This is a genomic window from Blastococcus sp. SYSU DS0973 (assembly GCF_054051055.1).
Window position 1 is genome coordinate 692276 of record NZ_JBJHAN010000001.1, and the last position, 17902, is coordinate 710177.

At 73.5% G+C, this 17902-nt stretch carries 18 protein-coding genes; 7 read left to right on the forward strand and 11 right to left on the reverse strand.

Annotated elements, in window-relative coordinates; all coding sequences use genetic code 11:
* Nucleotides 1-22 precede the first annotated feature (22 nt).
* Genes ACI791_RS03500 through dapE form a run of 5 tightly spaced genes read right to left on the reverse strand, consistent with a single transcriptional unit; the run spans nucleotide 23 to nucleotide 3706 of the window.
* Nucleotides 23-925: a DMT family transporter gene (locus ACI791_RS03500; protein ID WP_456584755.1), complete on the reverse strand. Its 903-nt coding sequence runs from the start codon at nucleotides 923-925 to the stop codon at nucleotides 23-25.
* On the reverse strand, nucleotides 922-1392 hold the full coding sequence (locus ACI791_RS03505; RefSeq protein WP_456584756.1) for an SRPBCC family protein: 471 nt from the start codon (nucleotides 1390-1392) through the stop codon (nucleotides 922-924). The genes ACI791_RS03500 and ACI791_RS03505 overlap by 4 nt, the downstream gene beginning before the upstream one ends.
* Complete coding sequence (locus ACI791_RS03510) at nucleotides 1385-1753, reverse strand: DivIVA domain-containing protein (protein WP_456584757.1); 369 nt, start codon at nucleotides 1751-1753, stop codon at nucleotides 1385-1387. The genes ACI791_RS03505 and ACI791_RS03510 overlap by 8 nt, the downstream gene beginning before the upstream one ends.
* A 1-nt stretch (nucleotide 1754) precedes the next feature.
* Nucleotides 1755-2582 carry an LOG family protein gene (locus ACI791_RS03515; RefSeq protein WP_456584758.1) on the reverse strand — a complete coding sequence of 276 codons (828 nt, stop codon included), beginning with the start codon at nucleotides 2580-2582 and terminating at the stop codon, nucleotides 1755-1757.
* On the reverse strand, nucleotides 2579-3706 hold the full coding sequence (dapE, locus tag ACI791_RS03520) for a succinyl-diaminopimelate desuccinylase (protein WP_456584759.1): 1128 nt from the start codon (nucleotides 3704-3706) through the stop codon (nucleotides 2579-2581). The genes ACI791_RS03515 and dapE overlap by 4 nt, the downstream gene beginning before the upstream one ends.
* Nucleotides 3707-3778: 72 nt before the next feature.
* Between dapE and dapD the strand changes: the two genes are divergently transcribed.
* From dapD to ACI791_RS03540, 4 genes are all read left to right on the forward strand, one after another.
* Complete coding sequence (dapD, locus tag ACI791_RS03525) at nucleotides 3779-4759, forward strand: 2,3,4,5-tetrahydropyridine-2,6-dicarboxylate N-succinyltransferase (RefSeq protein WP_456584760.1); 981 nt, start codon at nucleotides 3779-3781, stop codon at nucleotides 4757-4759.
* A 233-nt stretch (nucleotides 4760-4992) separates the two neighbouring features.
* Nucleotides 4993-5484 carry a hypothetical protein gene (locus ACI791_RS03530; protein ID WP_456584761.1) on the forward strand — a complete coding sequence of 164 codons (492 nt, stop codon included), beginning with the start codon at nucleotides 4993-4995 and terminating at the stop codon, nucleotides 5482-5484.
* A gap of 580 nt (nucleotides 5485-6064) precedes the next feature.
* Nucleotides 6065-7486, forward strand: coding sequence for a sensor histidine kinase (locus tag ACI791_RS03535; protein WP_456584762.1), 1422 nt, complete (start codon nucleotides 6065-6067; stop codon nucleotides 7484-7486).
* On the forward strand, nucleotides 7483-8157 hold the full coding sequence (locus ACI791_RS03540; RefSeq protein WP_456584763.1) for a response regulator: 675 nt from the start codon (nucleotides 7483-7485) through the stop codon (nucleotides 8155-8157). Before ACI791_RS03535 ends, ACI791_RS03540 begins: the two co-directional genes overlap by 4 nt.
* Before the next feature lie 121 nt (nucleotides 8158-8278).
* Here ACI791_RS03540 and ACI791_RS03545 read toward each other — a convergent pair whose 3' ends face one another.
* Nucleotides 8279-9646, reverse strand: a complete 1368-nt coding sequence (locus tag ACI791_RS03545) for a PxKF domain-containing protein (RefSeq protein WP_456584764.1) — start codon at nucleotides 9644-9646, stop codon at nucleotides 8279-8281.
* 133 nt (nucleotides 9647-9779) lie between these two features.
* Nucleotides 9780-10496, reverse strand: a complete 717-nt coding sequence (locus tag ACI791_RS03550; RefSeq protein WP_456584765.1) for an aminotransferase class I/II-fold pyridoxal phosphate-dependent enzyme — start codon at nucleotides 10494-10496, stop codon at nucleotides 9780-9782.
* On the opposite strand from ACI791_RS03550, the gene ACI791_RS03555 reads away from it, so the two are divergent.
* Both ACI791_RS03555 and ACI791_RS03560 read left to right on the forward strand, forming a co-directional pair.
* A complete protein-coding gene (locus ACI791_RS03555; RefSeq protein ID WP_456584766.1) occupies nucleotides 10438-11469 on the forward strand; it encodes a potassium channel family protein in 1032 nt (343 codons plus the stop codon). The two genes, ACI791_RS03550 and ACI791_RS03555, sit on opposite strands and share 59 nt — an antisense overlap.
* Before the next feature lies 1 nt (nucleotide 11470).
* Nucleotides 11471-12001 (forward strand): DUF421 domain-containing protein, encoded by a 531-nt coding sequence (locus tag ACI791_RS03560; RefSeq protein WP_347059562.1) that lies wholly within the window; start codon nucleotides 11471-11473, stop codon nucleotides 11999-12001.
* Here the strand turns inward: ACI791_RS03560 and dapC are convergent, their stop codons facing one another.
* Nucleotides 12002-13123 (reverse strand): succinyldiaminopimelate transaminase, encoded by a 1122-nt coding sequence (gene dapC, locus ACI791_RS03565; RefSeq protein ID WP_456584810.1) that lies wholly within the window; start codon nucleotides 13121-13123, stop codon nucleotides 12002-12004.
* Nucleotides 13120-13446, reverse strand: a complete 327-nt coding sequence (gene fdxA, locus ACI791_RS03570; RefSeq protein WP_347059560.1) for a ferredoxin — start codon at nucleotides 13444-13446, stop codon at nucleotides 13120-13122. Before fdxA ends, dapC begins: the two co-directional genes overlap by 4 nt.
* Nucleotides 13447-13667: 221 nt before the next feature.
* Here fdxA and ACI791_RS03575 point away from each other — a divergent pair, with 221 nt between their 5' ends.
* Entirely contained in the window at nucleotides 13668-16526 is a 2859-nt protein-coding gene (locus ACI791_RS03575; protein ID WP_456584767.1) for an EAL domain-containing protein, read from the forward strand.
* Nucleotides 16527-16557: 31 nt separating this feature from the next.
* Here the strand turns inward: ACI791_RS03575 and ACI791_RS03580 are convergent, their stop codons facing one another.
* A complete protein-coding gene (locus ACI791_RS03580; RefSeq protein WP_456584768.1) occupies nucleotides 16558-16992 on the reverse strand; it encodes a hypothetical protein in 435 nt (144 codons plus the stop codon).
* On the reverse strand, nucleotides 16989-17879 hold the full coding sequence (mshB, locus tag ACI791_RS03585; protein ID WP_456584811.1) for an N-acetyl-1-D-myo-inositol-2-amino-2-deoxy-alpha-D-glucopyranoside deacetylase: 891 nt from the start codon (nucleotides 17877-17879) through the stop codon (nucleotides 16989-16991). Before mshB ends, ACI791_RS03580 begins: the two co-directional genes overlap by 4 nt.
* Nucleotides 17880-17902: the final 23 nt, after the last annotated feature.

Sequence of the window (17902 nt, forward strand, 5' to 3'; positions counted from 1 at the left end):
CAGCCTGCGCCGGCTGGGCTGGCTACCGGGCGGCGGAGTCGACGGCCGCGACGCTCGGCGCCGGCCGTGCGGGACCGCGCCGGGTCGCGAGGACGCAGCCGACCAGCACCAGCGGCAGCCCGAGGGCCAGGCCCAGGGTGAACGGCTCGTCGAGCAGCAGCACGCCCAGCACCACGGCGACCACCGGGTTGACGAAGGTGATGACCAGCGCCCGCTGGGGGCCGACCTCCCGGATCAGCGCGAAGAACAGCGCCAGCGCCAGCGCGGTGCACAGCACGCCCAGCCCGAGCAGGGACAGCAGCGCCGCCGACGACGCGTCGGCCACCCGGCCCAGCCGGGGTACGGCGAACGGCGCGTAGACCACCGCGGTGACCACCAGGGCGATCGAGGCCGCGGCCACGCCCGGGACGTCGGGCAGCGCGCGGCTGACCACCAGCGGGGCGGTCGCGTACCCCACCACAACGAGGCCGACCGCGACGATCGGCAGGAGGTGGGCACCCTCGAGGTCCAGCCCCAGGAGGACGGCGATGCCGACGACGCCGATGCCCATGCCGAGCAGCCGCACCGGTGTCAGCCGCTCGTCCTCACCGGCCAGCCGCGCGGCCAGGGCCGCGACGAACGGCACGCCCGCCACCAGCAGCCCGGTGAGCGAGCTGGACAGGCTCTGCTCGGCGTAGGACAGCAGCAGCCAGGGCGCGGTCATCTCCAGCGCGGTGAACAGCAGGAGGGGCTTCCAGTGGCGCAGCGCCGGGCGCAGCAGCCCCCGGGCGATCGTCCAGGGCAGCAGCAGGGCGGCACCGACCACGCAGCGGGCGAAGACGACCGACACCGGGGACACCTCCCCGACGGCCACCTTGATCAGCAGGTAGGGCACGCCCCAGATCACCGACATGGTCAGGAACAGCGCCCAGCCCCGCCGGCTCACGCCTCCGCAGCCGGCTCGAAGGTGCGGGCGAAGGCCGCGAACCGCTTCAGCGACCGGCGGATGCCCACGAGCGCGAACGGCTTGACCAGAACCCAGCCGACCTGCCCGAGCGGGCCGTAGGGCAGGTACAGCCGCTCGGTCCAGACGAAGGAGCTGTGCTCTCCGCGGCCCTCGATCTCGAAGATGCCGGGGCCGCGTACCAGCCGCCCGGTGTGCTGCACCTCCACCAGCCGCGGCGGGTCCCACTTCGTGATGACCATGGTGTCGAGCAGCCCGACGTGCCGCCCGCCGGGCAGCGGCAGCCCGGTGCGCGCGGCCAGCCGGCCACCGACGCCCTGCGCCGGCCCGGCGACGGTCCGCACGTCGGTCGCGACCATCCACTCGCCCTGGCGGGTCCAGGCGGTCAGCGCCGCCCACACCCGCTCCGGTGGCGCCGCCACCTCGATCCGCTCGACCAGCTCAGGCATCCCGGGTCCCCCCTTCGTCGGACGACGCGACCCCGGGGTCGGTCGGCAGCTCCTCGTGGGCGCGTGCGGCGAGCTCGGCCCGCAGCGCCGCGATCTCGGCGTCCCGCTCGTCCAGGGTCAGCGCGAGCTGGTCGATCAGCCAGTCGACCTCGGCCATCCGGTAGCCGCGCAGGGTGACCGAGATCCGCAGCGACCGGACGTCGTCGGACACCACCCGCCGGTCGTCGGGCAGGTGCACCGGCGAACGGTCCGGCTCCGCCGGGGGCTGGGTCTCCCCCCTCCCGAGGAGCAGCGCCGCCACCACGAACAGCACCCCGCCGACCAGCAGGGCGGCGACGACGAAGACGAGGAAGGACAGCACCTCAGGCGTCGGAGGGGCGGGTGTCGAGCGGTGTCCGCATCCCCCCGCCGTTGTCCCCGGCCTGGCGCGACGCCTCGGCCTGGATGGCCGCCACCGCCTCGGCGACGTCGTCGGTCACCGTGATCAGGTCCAGGTCGCCGGGGCTGATCGTGCCCTCGGCGACCATCGTGTCGCGGATCCAGCCGACCAGGCCCGACCAGTACTCGGTGCCGAGCAGGATGACCGGGAAGCGGGTGACCTTGCGGGTCTGCACCAGGGTGAGCGCCTCGAACAGCTCGTCGAGGGTGCCGAAGCCGCCCGGCAGGATCACGAAGGCCTGCGCGTACTTCACGAACATCGTCTTGCGCACGAAGAAGTAGCGGAACGAGATGCCGACGTCGACCCACTCGTTGAGCTCCTGCTCGAACGGCAGCTCGATGCCCAGGCCGACCGACATGCCACCGGCGTCGCAGGCGCCCTTGTTCGCCGCCTCCATGGCGCCCGGCCCGCCGCCGGTGATGACCGCGTACCCCGCCTTCGCCAGCGCCGCCCCCAGGGCGACGCCGGTGGCGTAGTGCGGGTGGTCGCGCGGGGTGCGGGCGCTGCCGAACACGCTGACCGCCCGCGGTAGCTCGGCGAGCAGGCCGAAGCCCTCGACGAACTCCGAGGTGATGCGCATGACGCGCCACGGGTCGGTGTGCACCCAGTCCGCCGGTCCCCGCCGGTCCAGCAGCCGCTGGTCGGTGGTGCTGTCCTGGTTCCTCGGGTCGGGCTCGCCGCCCCGCAGCATGATGGGCCCGCGGTGACGGGTGGGCCGTTCCCGGCGCTCGTCGCTCGGTGGGGTGGTCATGCCTCGCTCCTCGTGACGGGGGTCCCGGACAGGTAGGCGGTCAGCGCGTCGAGGGCCGGCTGCAGCCGGGCGACGGCGACGTGCTCCTCGCGGGTGTGGGCCAACTGGGGGTCACCCGGGCCGTAGTTGACCGCCGGGATGCCGAAGGCGGCGAACCGGGCGACGTCGGTCCAGCCGAGCTTGGCGCGCGCGGGACGGCCGACGGCCGCGACGAACGCAGCGGCCGCCGGCTCGGCCAGCCCGGGCAGCGCTCCCCCGGAGTTGTCGACGACGGTCAGCGTGGCCCCCGCTGCCAGCGCGTCGGCGAAGACCTCGCGGACGTGCGCCTCGGCGGCGTCCTCGTCGCGGTCAGGGGCGTAGCGGAAGTTCACGGTGACGGAGGACGCGTCGGGGACGACGTTGCCGGCGACCCCGCCGGCGATGCCCACCGCGTTGAGCCCCTCCCGGTAGGTGCAGCCGTCGATCTCCACCTCGCGCGGACGGTAGGCGGCCAGCACGGCGAGCGCGCCGGCCAGCCCGTGGATGGCGTTCTCCCCCAGCCAGCTGCGAGCGCTGTGCGCCCGGCGGCCCCTCGTCTCCAGCACCGCGCGCAACGTCCCCTGGCAGCCGGCCTCGATCTCGCCGTCGGTCGGCTCGAGCAGGATCGCGAGGTCGCCGTAGAGCCAGCCCCGCCGCTCGCGGGCGACCCGGCCGAGGCCGTTCTTGACCGCCTCGACCTCCTCGTTGTCGTAGAAGACGAACGTCAGGTCGTGCGCGGGCTCGGCCCCGGGCACCCCGAAGACCGCCGCCAGCCGGAGCATGACCGCGTCGCCGGCCTTCATGTCGCTGGTGCCGCAGCCGTAGAGCCGGCCGGTCGCCTCGTCCAGCCGGCTGGGCAGGTTGTCGGCGATCGGCACGGTGTCCAGGTGGCCGGCGAGGACGACCCGGGTCGCCCGGTCGAGGTTGGTGCGGGCGAGCACGGCGTCACCCACGCGCTCCACCTCCAGGCCGCCGAGCGCGCGCAGGGCCGACTCGACCGCGTCGGCCAGCACCGTCTCGCTGCCGGACACCGACGGCACGTCCACCAGTGCGCGGGTCAGGGCGAGGACGTCGGCGGACAGGTCGAGCTGCGGCGGGGTGCTCACGACGAGGAAGCCTAGGTCCCGCAGGGCCGACCGGCCGCCGCGGCGCGGGAGCTGCTCGGTAGCGTCGTCGGCGTGACTGACGCAGCGTCCGCTCCCGTCTCAGCCGTGGCCGCCGGTCTGGCGACCATCACCCCCTCGGGCACGGTGCTCGACACCTGGTACCCCGAGCCCCGGCTGGGCGCGCCCGCCGGTGCCGCGACGGGCACCACCCGGCTGGGCGCGCTCGAGCTCTCCGGCGAGCTCGGCCCCGACTACGGCGGTCTGGTGCGCCGCGACGAGATCCGCGGCGTCGAGGTGATCGCCGTCCGCACGGTCATCGCCGACCTCGCCGCGCCGCCGGTGGACACCCACGACGTCTGGCTGCGGCTGCACCTGCTCTCGCACCGGCTGATCCGGCCGCACGGCGCCAACATGACCGGCGTCTTCGGCCTGCTCACCAACGTGGCCTGGACCAGCGCCGGCCCGGTGGAGGCCACCGGGTTCAACGCCCACCGCCTGCGCGCCGCCGTCGGCCACGTAACCGTCTTCGGCGTCGACAAGTTCCCGCGGATGGTCGACTACGTCATCCCCTCCGGCGTCCGGATCGCCGACGGCGACCGGGTTCGGCTGGGCGCCCACCTGGCCGAGGGCACGACCGTCATGCACGAGGGGTTCGTGAACTTCAACGCGGGGACGCTCGGCCCCTCGATGGTCGAGGGCCGGATCAGCGCCGGCGTCGTCGTGGGCGCCGACAGCGACATCGGCGGCAGCGCGTCGATCATGGGCACCCTGTCCGGCGGCGGCACGCAGGTGATCTCCATCGGCAGCGGCTGCCTGCTCGGCGCCAATGCCGGCGTCGGCATATCCCTCGGCGACGGCTGCGTCGTCGAGGCCGGCTGCTACGTGACCGCCGGCTCCCGGGTCACGCTCCCGGACGGCTCGGTCGTCAAGGCCCGGGAGCTGTCCGGCCGGAACGGCTTGCTCTTCCGGCGCAACAGCATCACCGGCGCGCTGGAGGTCCTCGTCCGCGAGGGCACCTGGGGTGCGCTGAACGCGGAGCTGCACGCCAACTGACGGCCGTTCCAGGGAGTCGCCAGGCGCGGCACCTACAGTCGCAGGCGATGACCAGCGCCCGCACCGCGACTCACGCCGCCGCTCGGGCGCGCAGGACGACCCGGCCGCGGCCTCCCGCGCGGCGGGGCAGCGCCCGCCGGAGGCCGGCCCGCCGCCCCGCCGCGGGACGGCCGGGCCGGGGTCGCCGCTCGAGGGGGCTCTCCGCCGCCGCCCGCTGGTGGCCGGCCCTGCTGGTGGCCGCGGCCGTGCTGGCCGGCGTCGCGTGGGGCACCGAGGAGCCCCGGACCTTCCCCGCGGCCGGCACCTGCACGGTGCCGGACGGCTCGGTCAGCGTCACCGCGGAGCAGGCGGGGAACGCAGACACGATCGCCCGCGTCGGCCGCGAGCGCGGTCTTCCCGACCGCGCCGTCGTCATCGCCCTCGCCACCGCGCAGCAGGAGTCCCGGCTGCGGAACCTGGACTACGGCGACCGAGACTCCCTCGGCCTCTTCCAGCAGCGTCCCTCGCAGGGCTGGGGCACCCCCGAGCAGGTGCAGGACCCGGTGTACGCAGCGGGCCAGTTCTACGACCGCCTGGTGACCGTCCCCGGGTGGGAGGCCGGCCGGCTCACCGAGATGGCGCAGGCGGTCCAGCGCTCCGGCTTTCCGGAGCTCTACCAGCAGTGGGAGGGCATGGCGCAGCAACTGGCGGGGGCCCTGGCCACGGGCAACCTGACCTGCCGCTGACGCCGCTGTCGGGGCCGGGGACGGCGTTCCCCCGGAGGGAGCGACAGCGTCGCCGGATCCCTCAGCGAGCGATCCGGCCTTTTCGCCCGCTCAGTCCGCCGGCAGCCGGCTCGTCGCCACGTCGCCGCCCTGTCGTGCCGGGCTGTCGGCCTGGTCGTCGTGGTAGCGGCGGCCGTCTGCCGCGCTGAACCGTCGGGCGCGCAGCGAGCGGTGGTGGCCGTGCTGCTGGGACCGGCCGGCGCTGGGGGAGGCGAGGCGAACGGTGCTGCCGGCCCCTGCACCGCGGCCGGAACGTCGATCCGGCCGAGCGATAACCGAACCACGACGCAGCACTGCGCGGTTCGGAGGAACTGCCGCGCCGAGAGCCGACGATCACCCCGCTCATCACGCCGCTGAAAGCGGCGACCACCTCCACCTGCTGCAACGGCCGAACTTTGGGCGACTCATGGTGATCACTCGGTGACTTCCCGTCTGACCTGGGGATTCTGGACGGCGACTGGCTCCCTCGGATGGTGGAGAGCCCCGGCTTTTGTGCCTGGAGGGCGTTCGGCGGGGTCCCGGCAGGCCTAGCCTGACGAGGATGTCCACCACGGGGCTCACAAGGAGGGCAGGGCGTTCTCACGCCCTGTTCTGGTGGGTGGTGATCGCCGGGACGACGGCGACCCTGGCAGTTGTCAGCCTGCCGTTCGTGCGCTTCGCCTACCGCGCGCCGGCATTGCACGTGTCGCTGGAGACGGCGAACGCGGTGATCGCCCTCGTCGTGGCCTACCTGGTGTACGGGCGGTTCACCAGGACACGTCGCCTGCAGGAGCTGCTCCTGGTTCTCGCGCTGTGCACGGTTGCCGTGGCCAACCTGGTGCTGACGGCACTGCCGTCCGCGCTCCTGGCGGACCGCGACGAGGAGTTCAGCCGGTGGGCGGCCCTTGCCATCAGGTTCCTCGGCACGCTGGTGCTCACCGCCGCGGCCCTCACGTCACCGCGAGTTCGGTTGCACCGGAACCGGACCTTCCTCACCGTGATCGCCGTCGCGGGGGCCGTCCTCCTCGTCGGCCCCCTCGCAGTGGCCCTCGGCGACCAGCTGCCGCCCACCGTCGACCCCGGCGTGATCCTGACCGACGCTACGCAACCCCGGCTGGTGGGACATCCCGTCGTCCTGGTCGCACAGGCGGTCGGCGCCGGGCTGTACGCGCTGGCCGGTGCCGCCTTCACCCGCCACGCCGCGCGCGAGGGTGACGAGCTGCTCGCCTGGGTCGGCGCCGGGTGCGTGCTGGGGTCCTTCGCGCGCATCCACTACCTGCTCTTCCCGTCGCTGTACTCGGAGTTCGTGTACACCGGGGACCTGCTGCGGCTCGGCTTCTACCTCCTCATGCTGGTGGGCGCCGCCCGAGAGATCGGCAGCTACTGGCAGTCACGCCTCCATGCCGCCGTGCTGGAGGACCGCCGCCGGATGGCCCGCGACCTGCACGACGGTCTGACCCAGGAGCTCTCCTACATCTCCGCCCAGTCCCAGCGGCTGATCGCACGACCTGACGACACCACGGCGGTGGAGCGCATCTCGGCAGCAGCAGGGCGCGCCGTGGACGAGGCCCGCCGGGCCATCAACGCGCTCACCCGGCCGGTGGACGAGCCGTTTCCGGTGGGGCTGCAGCGGCTCGCCGACGAGCTGGCCCACCGGTACGACGTCAAGATCGTCACCGAACTGGACGCCGGGGCGCGCGTGGACGCCGAGCAGGCCGAAGGCCTCCTCCGCATCGCGGCGGAGGCGATGAGGAACGCCGTCCGTCACGGCGGGGCCGACCGAGTCGAGCTCCGGTTGAGCTCCCACCCGCTCTCCCTGACGATCAGGGACGACGGCCGGGGCTTCACCGTCGATGGGCCGGAGTCCCGCACCGGCGGGTTCGGCCTCACGAGCATGCGGGAACGGGCCGAGGGGATGTGCGCGGACTTCGTCGTCACCTCCGCTCCAGGAGAGGGGACGACCGTGCGGGTGACCTGGACGTGAGCGGCGTGCTGCGGGTGCTGTTGGCCGATGACCACGCGCCCACGCGTGCCATCGTGCGGGAGGCGCTGGAGGAGCAGGAGTTCGAGGTGGTCGCTGACGTCGGCGACGCCACGGCGGCCGTCGCAGGCGCCCGCGAACTGCGACCCGATGTGGTGGTGCTGGACATCCACATGCCCGGCGGCGGCATCACGGCGGCGGGCGCCATCAGCTCCGCCATGCCGGACACGCCGATCGTGATGCTCACCGCGTCGGAGGACGACCGCGACCTGTTCGCCGCCCTTCGCGCCGGAGCTTCCGGTTACCTGGTGAAGGGAATGGATCCCGCCCGCATCGGGCCGGCGCTGAGGTCTGCCCTGGCCGGGGAGACGATCCTGCCGCGCTGGCTGGTCAAGCAGGTGATGGCCGAGTTCGAGCCGGCGCCGAGGCGGCGGCTGTTCCTGCCGAACCGGTCGAAGCAGGTGGAGCTGACCGAGCGCGAGGCGCAGATCCTCGACCTGATGGCCGAGGGCCTGTCCACGGAGGAGATGTCGAAGAAGCTCTTCGTGGCCCCGGTGACCGTCCGCTCGCACATCGCCGCCGTCCTGAAGAAGCTCCATGTCAAGGACCGCGAGTCGGCGGTGCAGCTCTCGCGACAGGGGTCGAACCGCCCGGAGAACCGCTTCACGCGCTAGAAGCCGACTGTCCTCCATGCTTGACCCGATCCCGACAGCCTGCGACGCACAGCAGGCCGGGCCCGGGGATGTCTCCCCGGGCCCGGCCCTGTGTCAACGTCTGCGGGTCGCCCCGCTCACGTCACTTGCGGAGGTCGAACGCTGCCTTGACCGGAGCGGCGAAGCTCGGGTCGCTGACCGAAACGGTGTACGTGCCCTGGGTCAGGGCCGCATTGGTGAACTGGCTCAGCTTCGTCGACAGGTTGTAGTGGTACTGGCTTCCGTCCCACCGCATGGTGATCCCGGCGGTGGCGGCGTCCGTGGCGACGACCTCGTTCACCGCGACATCCGGGGCGCTGTCGGACTTCACAAGGCTCACCTGCGGGGTCAGCGTGGTGACGGGAGCCTTGTCGCAGCCGGTCACGGTGATCTTGACCGGGATGGTGCTGCCGATCTTGAAGCCGCTGCGGCTGCCGGTGCTGTTGATCGGCTGCGCGATCGCACTGGCCGTGTTGTAGGCGCGGACACCCTCAACAGTATTGCTGCCCGAGCCGCCGTCGTCGTCGGTCACTGTGACCGTGGCGTGGTAGGTCCCGGCCGTGGTGAACGTCCGGGCGAGGTCCGTGTTGCCGTCCTCCCAGAGAACCGAGGTGGTGTGGGTGTCAGCCGAGCCCGCGTCGGTGAACGTGGCGCCGAGTGTGACGGCGCAGTCGTTGACCCGGGTCTGCGTGACGCCGGTGACGACGGGTGCGACGTTGGCGGCCGTCCAGGTAAAGGTCTGCGTGGCGTCGGTGTGCTCGCCGTCGGAGGCCTTGACCGTGACACTGCCGGACGCGTCGTCCGTGGTGGTGTGGCTCCAGGAGAAGGTGCCGTCGCGGTTGTCGACGACGGCGCCCTGGCCGGACACCTTCGTGACGGTCAGCGTGCCGTTGCCGTCCTGGTCGGTGAAGGACCCGGAGGTCGCCGGGTTGCCGACGGTCCCCTCGTTGCCGTTGGCGGCTCCGGCCTGGCTGCCGACGGCGGGGGCGTACGAGTTGGTGTCGTCGGAATCCGGGACACCGTCGCCATCCGCATCCGGAGCCGGCGTCACGACGGCCGGGGCGGAGACCGCGAGCGTGAAGTTGGCCGGGTTGACGTTGTAGTCGCCGGCTTCGTCCTTCGCCGTGTGCGTGACGGAGTAGTTGCCCGCGGTCGCGGAGCTGAAGGTCACCGGCTTGCTGTTCGCTTCACCACAGCTGCTGAAGACCAGCGAGGACACCGACTTGGTGACCGCCGTCGGCGCGGTGATGATCAGGGTCAGGGGGGAGGCGTCCGCGGCGTCGCAGGTGCCGCCCGTCGGCTGGATGTAGTAGTTGACGGTGGTCTCCGTGTTGGTGGCGACCCGCTCGATGTTCCCGACACCCGTCTCGCTGACGACATCGTTCTTGACGTTGTCGGCGAAGGCCGCCGACGGCAGCGCGATCAGGCCGGCGGTTGCCAGAGCCACAGTCGCCGTCTTCCTGGAAATCATGGGTTTTCCTCTTTCTGGTGTGGTCCGTGTTTTCGTGGTGTGGTCCGTGTTCGTGCGTTGAGATGAGGTTGCGGGAGCAGGCGAACCGGGCGCCAGAGCCTGGGCGTTGACATCCCTCAACGCCGTCTTGCGCTCACCTGTGGGGCACCGAGGCGCCGTGATCGGTCTCGCCCCGGCAGGGCACTGACCAGCACATATGCGGTATCAGGGAACGCAGGTGGCTCGCCCCGAAGGCGGCCGCTCCGGCGTTGAGATCCCTCAACGGGGTGAGCCAGAACCCCGCTGGCTCAAGGACTGCCATCCACCGCGCCCGACGTGGCGGACACGCCGGCGCCTTGGACCGATCAGGGAAACCCGCGCGCTGGGCCCCCGGCGCACCAGCTCCGGGTCGCCGGAGAGCAGGCCACGCGGTACGCGGCGCGGTCGACTGCTCGGACAGGGAGTGCACCGCCAGCAGGCCGGTGTAATCCTCCCCCGCCACGGCCGGGTGCAGGATCGACCGCGGCGTGACGTCCCAGCCCAGGGTGAGGTAGCACTCGTCGACCACGACCGGAACGCCGTGGGCACGCCCCCACGCCACCCAGGCCCGCAGCTGATCATCGGTCAGCGCCCGCCCGTGCGGGTTCCCCGGCGAGTTCAGCCAGACCAGCGAGATCCCGGCCGCGTCCGCGGGTGGGCTGTCGCTCCGGCGCACCAACTGCAACGACGAGGAGGGGCCGATCCTTCGGAAGCGGCCCCTCTGCGTGCGCGGCGCGAACGTTGTGGTCCGCGGACGGCGCACTGGCGGAGGCGTGAACACCGCCGTCCCCGGGGCACAGAGCACTTCCATGGAGATCGTGTTCGCCGTCATCGGCCTAGTCCTGGTCGGGCTCACCCTGGTCGATGCCCTCTGGACCACTCTGTGGGTGGACGGATCGGCCGGGCCGGTCACCGGACGCGTGACCACATGGCTGTGGAAGGGGACCCTGGCTGTCTTCGGACGGCGGCGACACCGCGGGCTGAGCGTCTTCGGGCCGTTGGTGCTGGTGCTCACCGTCCTGCAGTGGATCCTCCTGCTCTGGGCCGGTTGGGTGCTCCTGTTCGCCTCCGACCCCGACGCCCTGATGCGCTCCGGCGGCCCGGGCACCGCGGACTGGACCGGGCGGATCTGGTTCGTGGGCTACACCATGTTCACGGTGGGCAACGGCGACTTCGTCCCCGCGGACGGTCCGTGGCAGGTGGTGTCCGGGCTGGTGGCGCTGACCGGGATGTCCCTGGTCACCCTGGCGGTCACCTACCTGCTGTCAGTGGTGTCCGCGGTCGTGGGCAAGCGGGCCTTCGCCAGCCAGGTCGCCGGCCTCGGGCGGTCCGGCGAGGAGTTCGTGCTCAGCGGGTGGAACGGTCGCGACCTGCACCCCCTGGACCGGCATCTGACCGACCTGTCGTCGCAGCTGTCCCGGCTGACCGAGCAGTACCTGTCCTATCCCGTGCTGCAGTACTACCACGCCGCTTCGCCCGACAAGTCCCCGGTGAAGGCCGCCGCCGTGCTCGACGACGCGCTCCTGCTGATGACTGCGGGGGTCCCCGGCGACCAGCGCCCCGACCCGGCGGCCCTGCGCACCGCGCGGTCGTCGGTGCGGACCTTCCTGCAGGACGCCCAGGAGGCGGCCTCGATCGACGCCGCGCCGGCCGCTCCGCCGGCCCCGCGGCTCTCGGCGCTCCGCGAGCACGGGGTGCCCACGGTGGTCGACGAGCAGTTCACCGCGGCGGTGGCGGAGCAGGCGGACCGCCGGCGGACCATGCTCGGCCTCGTCCGCGGTGACGGCTGGAACTGGGAGGAGTGACGTGTCTTCGGTGGTGTTCTGGTTCGGCGGCTGGGAGCCGATCGCTCGCATCGTCGTCATGGCGACGCTGGGCTACCTGGCACTGGTCGTGCTGCTGCGGGTGTCGGGCAAGCGCACGCTCGCCCGGATGAACTCCTTCGACTTCGTCATCACGGTGGCGATCGGGGCGACGTTCGGTCGGGTCCTGACCGCCCGGCAGGTCGCCCTGGCCGAGGCGGTGACCGCCTTCGCGATGCTGGTGTTCCTCCAGTTCGCCGCCACCTGGCTCCAGGTCCGGTCGTCCCGGGCCGACCGGCTGCTCACGGCGGCACCGCGGCTCCTCTACTACCGCGGCCGGCTGCTGCACGACGCGTTGCGGGCCGAGCGCGTGACGCCGACCGAGCTCGAGGGGGTCGCCCGCCTCAAAGGTCTCGGTTCGCTGGCGGAGGCCGAGGCGGTGGTCATGGAGACCGACGGGCGGTTCTCGGTGGTGAAGCGGGCGCAGGCCGGGGACGGCTCGGCGCTCGGATCGGTACGGGAACCCGACGCCTGATCAGGAGATCAGGCGCTCGACGGCCGCCGCGATCCGCTCGTCGGTGGCGGTCAGCGCCAGCCGGACGTGCCGGGCACCCGCGGGACCGTAGAAGCTGCCGGGGGCAGCCACGATCCCGAGCCCGGCCAGCCGGTCGATGGTGACCCAGCAGTCCTCGTCGCGGGTGGCCCACAGGTACAGCCCCGCCTCGGAGTGGTCGATCCGCATCCCGGCGGCACGCACGGCGGCGGCCAGCCGATCCCGCCGGCCGCGGTAGCGCTCGCGCTGCGCGTCGACGTGCGCGTCGTCGTCGAAGGCTGCGGTCATCGCGGCCTGCACCGGACCCGGTACCAGCAGCCCGAGGTGCCGGCGCACCTCCCACACCCGGCGCACCAGGTCGGGGTCGCCGGAGAGGAGCCCACCGCGGTAGCCGGCCGCCGTCGACTGCTTGGACAGCGAGTGCACGGCGAGCAGGCCGGTGTGGTCCGCCCCCGCCACGTCCGGGTGCAGGATCGACCGGGGCGCCACGTCCCAGCCCAGGGTGATGTAGCACTCGTCGGCCACGACCGGCACCCCGTGGGTGCGGCCCCACGTCACCCACGCGCGCAGCTGCTCCTCGGAGAGCACCCGGCCGTGCGGGTTGCCCGGCGAGTTCAGCCAGACGAGGGAGACGCCGGCCGCCTCGGCCGGTGGGGTGTCGCAGCGGCGGACGGCCAGCCCCGCGAGCACCGCACCCACCTCGTAGGTCGGGTAGGCGACCTCGGGGACCACGACGGTGCTCGCGCTGCCCTGCAGGCCCAGCAGGGTGGGCAGCAGGGCGACGAGCTCCTTGGAGCCGACCGTCGGGATCAGCGGGGGTGCGGTGCCGAGCGGCTCCGCGACCCGCACCCCCAGCCGCCGGCGGAGCCAGCCCGCGGCGGCCGAGCGCAGCGCGGCGGTGCCCAGCGCGGTCGGGTATCCCGGCGCGTCAGCGGCCTCGGCGAGCGCCTCGCGGAGCACTGCGGGGGTCTCGTCGACCGGGGTGCCGACCGACAGGTCGACCACCCCGCCCGGGTGCTCGGCGGCACGCGACCGCGCCGCCGCCAGTGAGTCCCAGGGAAAGTCCGGCAGGGCGCGGGACGGCCCTGCAGCGGGAGCCGTCAGTGGTCTTCGCCCTGCGGCGGCAAGGCGGCCACCAGCGGGTGGTCCTTGCCGATCTTGCCGGTCTTGGCGGCACCGCCCGGGCTGCCCAGGTCGGAGAAGAACTCCACGTTGGCGTTGTAGAAGTCCTTCCACTTGTCCGGGACGTCGTCCTCGTAGTAGATGGCCTCGACCGGGCACACCGGCTCGCACGCACCGCAGTCGACGCACTCGTCGGGGTGGATGTAGAGCATCCGGTCGCCCTCGTAGATGCAGTCCACCGGACACTCGTCGATGCACGCCTTGTCGAGGACGTCGACGCAGGCCTGGGTGATGACGTAGGTCACGGGGTTTCCTCCCGGGGACGTTCCGGCGGCGCCGCCGACCGCGGCCGGGGCACCAGATGCGCACCTAGTATCACCTCCGGCGCCCTGCGGCGTTCGACGGGCCACCCGCCGCCTCCCCCTGGCGGGTGTCGCGAACCCCGAGGGCCCGCCGGGCTCCCCCGATCGGGGTGGGCGCCGACGGGCCTGCTCAAGGACGCGGACCGGTCGCCGATCTCGACGACGTGTCCGAGACGTCCCACCACGAGGCAACGCCACGGCGCCCGTCGGCGGCGTCGCCCTGCGACGCCCAGGCGGCGTTGGTGCATCTGCTGTCCCGGCTGCGTGCGTCCTCCGGGGCGACCCGCGTGTCCGTGTGGGTGCACGAGGCCACCACCGAGCTCGTCGTCCCCTTCCGGCAGGCAGTGAGCCCCTCCGGTGACCCGCTGCCCCAGCACCCGGCGCTGCGCACCCCCGCGTACGTCTCCGACGCCCCCTTCCTGTCCGCCGTGATCACCTCCCGCCAGGCCGTCGTCGCCTCCGCCGACGGCCGCCGCGCGGCCGACCGCCAGTTGGCCGAGGTGGGCATCCGGTCCGCCCACGGCGAGCCGCTGCTGCTGGGCGGTGAGGTCGTCGGCGTCCTCACCGTGGAGCCCGCGGCCGCCGCGGCACCGCACCTGCTGCGCCAGGTGAGCCCCACGTTGGCCGCGGCGCTGGCCGAGGCGTGGACCCGCCGCTCCGAGCAGCGCCGGCTGGACCAGGCCGCCGTGCTCCTCGGCCTGATCGAGTCCACCGGGCAGGCGCAGTCCATGGATCACCTGCTCGGCTCGGCCTGCCGCCAGCTCGCGGAGCTCGGCGAGGTGGAGCGCGCCTGCATCCTCCTGCTCGAGGACGGCCGGCTCGTCCCGCGGATGGCCGCTCACGCCGACGGCCGTCGCGACCTCGTCACCTGGCAGCAGTTCCGCAACGCCCCCGTGGCCCTGCCGCTGGCCGAGACGGTGCTGCGCACCGGGGAGGCGATGACCGCCGACCGCGACTCCGGCCTGGTTCCCGGCTGGTGGGTCGATTCCTTCCACATCGCCTCGGCGCTGGCCGTCCCGCTGGGCCGCAGCCCCGAGCTGGCCGGCGTCCTCATCCTCGACAGCACGCACGTGCGCCCGTTCTCCGAGGACGTCCGCCGGGTGGCCGCCGCCGCCGGGGCCCACCTCGCTGGGGTGATCGAGCGGGCGCGCGCGAGCGAGGCCCGCGCGGCCTCCCTCGCGACCGCCCGGGTGGTGCGGCAGCTGCTCGTCGACGGCTCCCGGGCCAACGGGGCCGCCCAGGCCGCGGAGGCGCTGGCCCGCGCGGTCCAGCGCCTGTCGGGCACCGACCGCAGCGCCGCCTACCTGTTCGACGCCGACGACCGCATCGGCGAGGTGTGGCCCGTCGACTGGCCCGAGTCGCAGGAGCAGGTCGTCCAGGCGCGCCTGATCGGCCGGCCGGCGGCCGACGTGCCCCTGTGGCGGCTGGCCGCCGAGGAGATGGCCCCGGTCTTCGTCGAGGACGCCGCGGCCGGCGAGCTGCTGGACCCGCAGCTGGTCCAGGCGCTCGACCTCGGCTCGTACATCAGCGTGCCGCTCCTGTCCGGCGACCGGCTGCTCGGCCTGGTCGTCACGGGATCGAGCGGGTCGGCACGGACCTGGAGCCCGTCGGTGCGCGACGCCGTCCGCCAGGTGGCTCTCGAGGGGGCGCTCGTCGTGCAGAACGCCGAGCTCCGCGCCGCCGAGCAGCAGCGCCTGGCGCAGCTGGCCACCGAGACCCACCACGACCCGCTGACCGGGCTGGCCAACCGTCGCCGGTTCATCGAGGAGGTCGAGCAGACCCTCTACGGCGACCGGGACCGCCGGTGCGCGCTGGTGATGATCGACCTGGACCGGTTCAAGGAGATCAACGACAGCTTCGGGCGCACCGTCGGCGACGACCTGCTCTGCCTGGTCGGTCCCCGGCTCCAGCGCGCGCTGAGCCCGGGTGACCTGCTCGCCCGGATGGGCGGCGACGAGTTCGCCGTCCTGCTGCCCGACGCCGACGCCGCCCGCGCGCGCGAGGTGGCGGAGGACATCGGCGCGGAGCTGCGCGACGCCTTCGTGCTGGACGGGATGTCCTTGCACATCGACGCCAGCATCGGGATCTCGCTGTCCCCGGACCACGGCCACGACCGCTCCCTGCTGCTCGCCCGCGCCGACACCGCCATGTACGCCGCCAAGCGCGGCCGGCGTGGCTACGACGTGTGGACGCCCGACGGCACCCCGGCCACCCGGGACCGGCTGGAGACCCTCGAGCAGCTGCGCTCGGCCCTGGACGGCGAGCAGCTGGACAACCACTACCAGCCCAAGCTCGACCTGCGGACCGGCACCGTGGTCGGCGTCGAGGCGCTGATCCGCTGGAACCACCCCGACCGCGGGCTGCTCTACCCCGGGGCCTTCCTGCCGCTCGCCGAGCAGGCCGGCCTGATGCGCCGGCTGGCTCTGGGCGTCCTGGAGCGCTCGCTACGCGACCTGCAGTCGTGGCGTGCCCACGGCCACGACCTGTCCGTGGCGGTGAACCTCTCGGTGTCCAACCTGCAGGACGTCGCCCTGCCCGAGCAGATCGAGATGCTGGTCGACGCGTTCTCGGTGCCCGCCGAGGCCCTCGTCCTGGAGATCACCGAGGACGTCCTGATGGCCGACGCCGCCCGCAGCCAGCAGGTGATGGCCGGCCTGCGCCGGCTGGGCGTGCAGCTCTCCGTCGACGACTACGGCACGGGCTGCTCCTCGCTGTCCTACCTGCGGGCGCTGCCGGTCGACGAGCTCAAGCTCGACCGCAGCTTCGTCACCCACCTCACCAGCGACCCCCGGGCCGCGGCGATCGTGCGCAGCACCCTGCAGCTGAGCCGCGACCTGGGCATGAGCATGGTGGTGGAGGGCGTCGAGGACGCCGACTCCCTGGCCGCGCTGCGCGAGTGGGGCTGCGACGTCGCGCAGGGTTACCACATCTCCCGCCCGATGCCGGCCGAGCGGTTGCTGGGCTGGCTCGACGCCCGGCCGACGCCGGCCGCGGCGAACCCGGTCCAGCGCTCCCACCGCTGAGTGGAGGGCGCCGCGGCTCGCCGGGGGGGGTTCACCGAGCACCACCGGTGCCGCTACCGGCGGGCTCCGCCGGCGCCGGCATGACCGCGCGGGGCGGGGCGCCGAGCGCCTGGCCGGCGGCGAAGGCACCGGCCAGCACACCGGCCAGCAGGAACACCACGTTCACGATGCCGAGCGCGCCGCCGGCGCCCATCAGCAGGTCGCCCTCCGGGCGGCGCACCATCGCGCCGACCGCCACCACCAGCCAGGTGACGGCGGGTAGCACGGCGACCGCCCTGGACCCGCTGAGCCACAGCGCGGCCCGGACGAGCAGCACGTTGCCGACCACCGCGGCGGCGACCGACACCGGCACCAGGACGCCGCCCACCCGCAGCGGCAGCCAGAACACCTCCACCAGCGCCAGCCAGGCGGCGACGGCGACCGCGCACGCGCCCCAGGCCACCGCGGCCCACGGCCGGCGGCTCACCCGGCCAGACCGGCGAACAGGTCGTCCTCCCGGCCGTCCGGACCGCTGCCGGGGCCGCGCTCGCCCGACACCTGCCGGTAGTACTCGACGCCCAGGACCTCCTGGCCGAGGTTGTTCGACAGGGCGAAGAACGGGCCGTCGACGGTGATCTGGGTCGGGTGCGCACGCATGGCGGCGTCCTTCCTGCCCGCGTACGCGCGGCCGTCGACGGCGCAGGTGACCACCTCGTCGGGCACGACGAAGGGCACCTCCTCGAGGTCCCCCAGCCCCTCGAAGGGCGACGCCTCCCCCAGCGCCGCCAGCGCCTCGATGCCCTCCCGGACCACCGAACGCGGCATCGCGTTCCAGTAGACCTTCGCCACCTTCCACGGCCCGCCCAGGTCGGGGCGGTACGCCGGGTCGGCCGCGGCCGCCACCGCCGCCATGGCGACGCGGTGGGCCTGGATGTGGTCGGGGTGGCCGTAGCCGCCGAACTCGTCGTAGGCGACGACGACCTGCGGGCGCACCTCGCGGACCACGGCGACGGCGTGCGCGACCGCCTCGTCGAGGTCGGCCTGCCAGAACGCCCGCGGGTGCTCGTTGGCCGGCGTGCCCATCATCCCGGAGTCCCGGTAGCGCCCGGCCCCACCGAGGAAGCGGACGTCCTCGACCCCGAGGGCGGCCATCGCGGCGCGCAGCTCCCAGATCCGATAGCCGCCGAGCTGGTCGGCCTGGTCGGCGGCCAGCTGGGTCAGCTCCGGCACCAGGATCTCGCCCTCCTCCCCCAGCGTGCAGGTGAGCAGGGTGACGCCGGCGCCCTCGGCGACGTAGCGGGCCATCGTGGCCCCGTTGTTGATCGTCTCGTCGTCGGGATGGGCGTGGACCAGGAGCAGCCGGCGGTCAGGCATCACGCGAGCATTCTGCCCGGCCC

Excerpts from the sequence above, each read along its gene's own strand:
- ACI791_RS03505 (WP_456584756.1), bottom strand. The coding sequence starts at position 1,392 with ATGCCTGAGCTGGTCGAGCGGATCGAGGTGGCGGCGCCACCGGAGCGG.
- ACI791_RS03515 (WP_456584758.1), bottom strand. The coding sequence starts at position 2,582 with ATGACCACCCCACCGAGCGACGAGCGCCGGGAACGGCCCACCCGTCAC.
- ACI791_RS03535 (WP_456584762.1), top strand. The coding sequence starts at position 6,065 with ATGTCCACCACGGGGCTCACAAGGAGGGCAGGGCGTTCTCACGCCCTG.
- ACI791_RS03545 (WP_456584764.1), bottom strand. The coding sequence starts at position 9,646 with ATGATTTCCAGGAAGACGGCGACTGTGGCTCTGGCAACCGCCGGCCTG.
- ACI791_RS03550 (WP_456584765.1), bottom strand. The coding sequence starts at position 10,496 with ATGACGGCGAACACGATCTCCATGGAAGTGCTCTGTGCCCCGGGGACG.
- mshB (WP_456584811.1), bottom strand. The coding sequence starts at position 17,879 with ATGCCTGACCGCCGGCTGCTCCTGGTCCACGCCCATCCCGACGACGAG.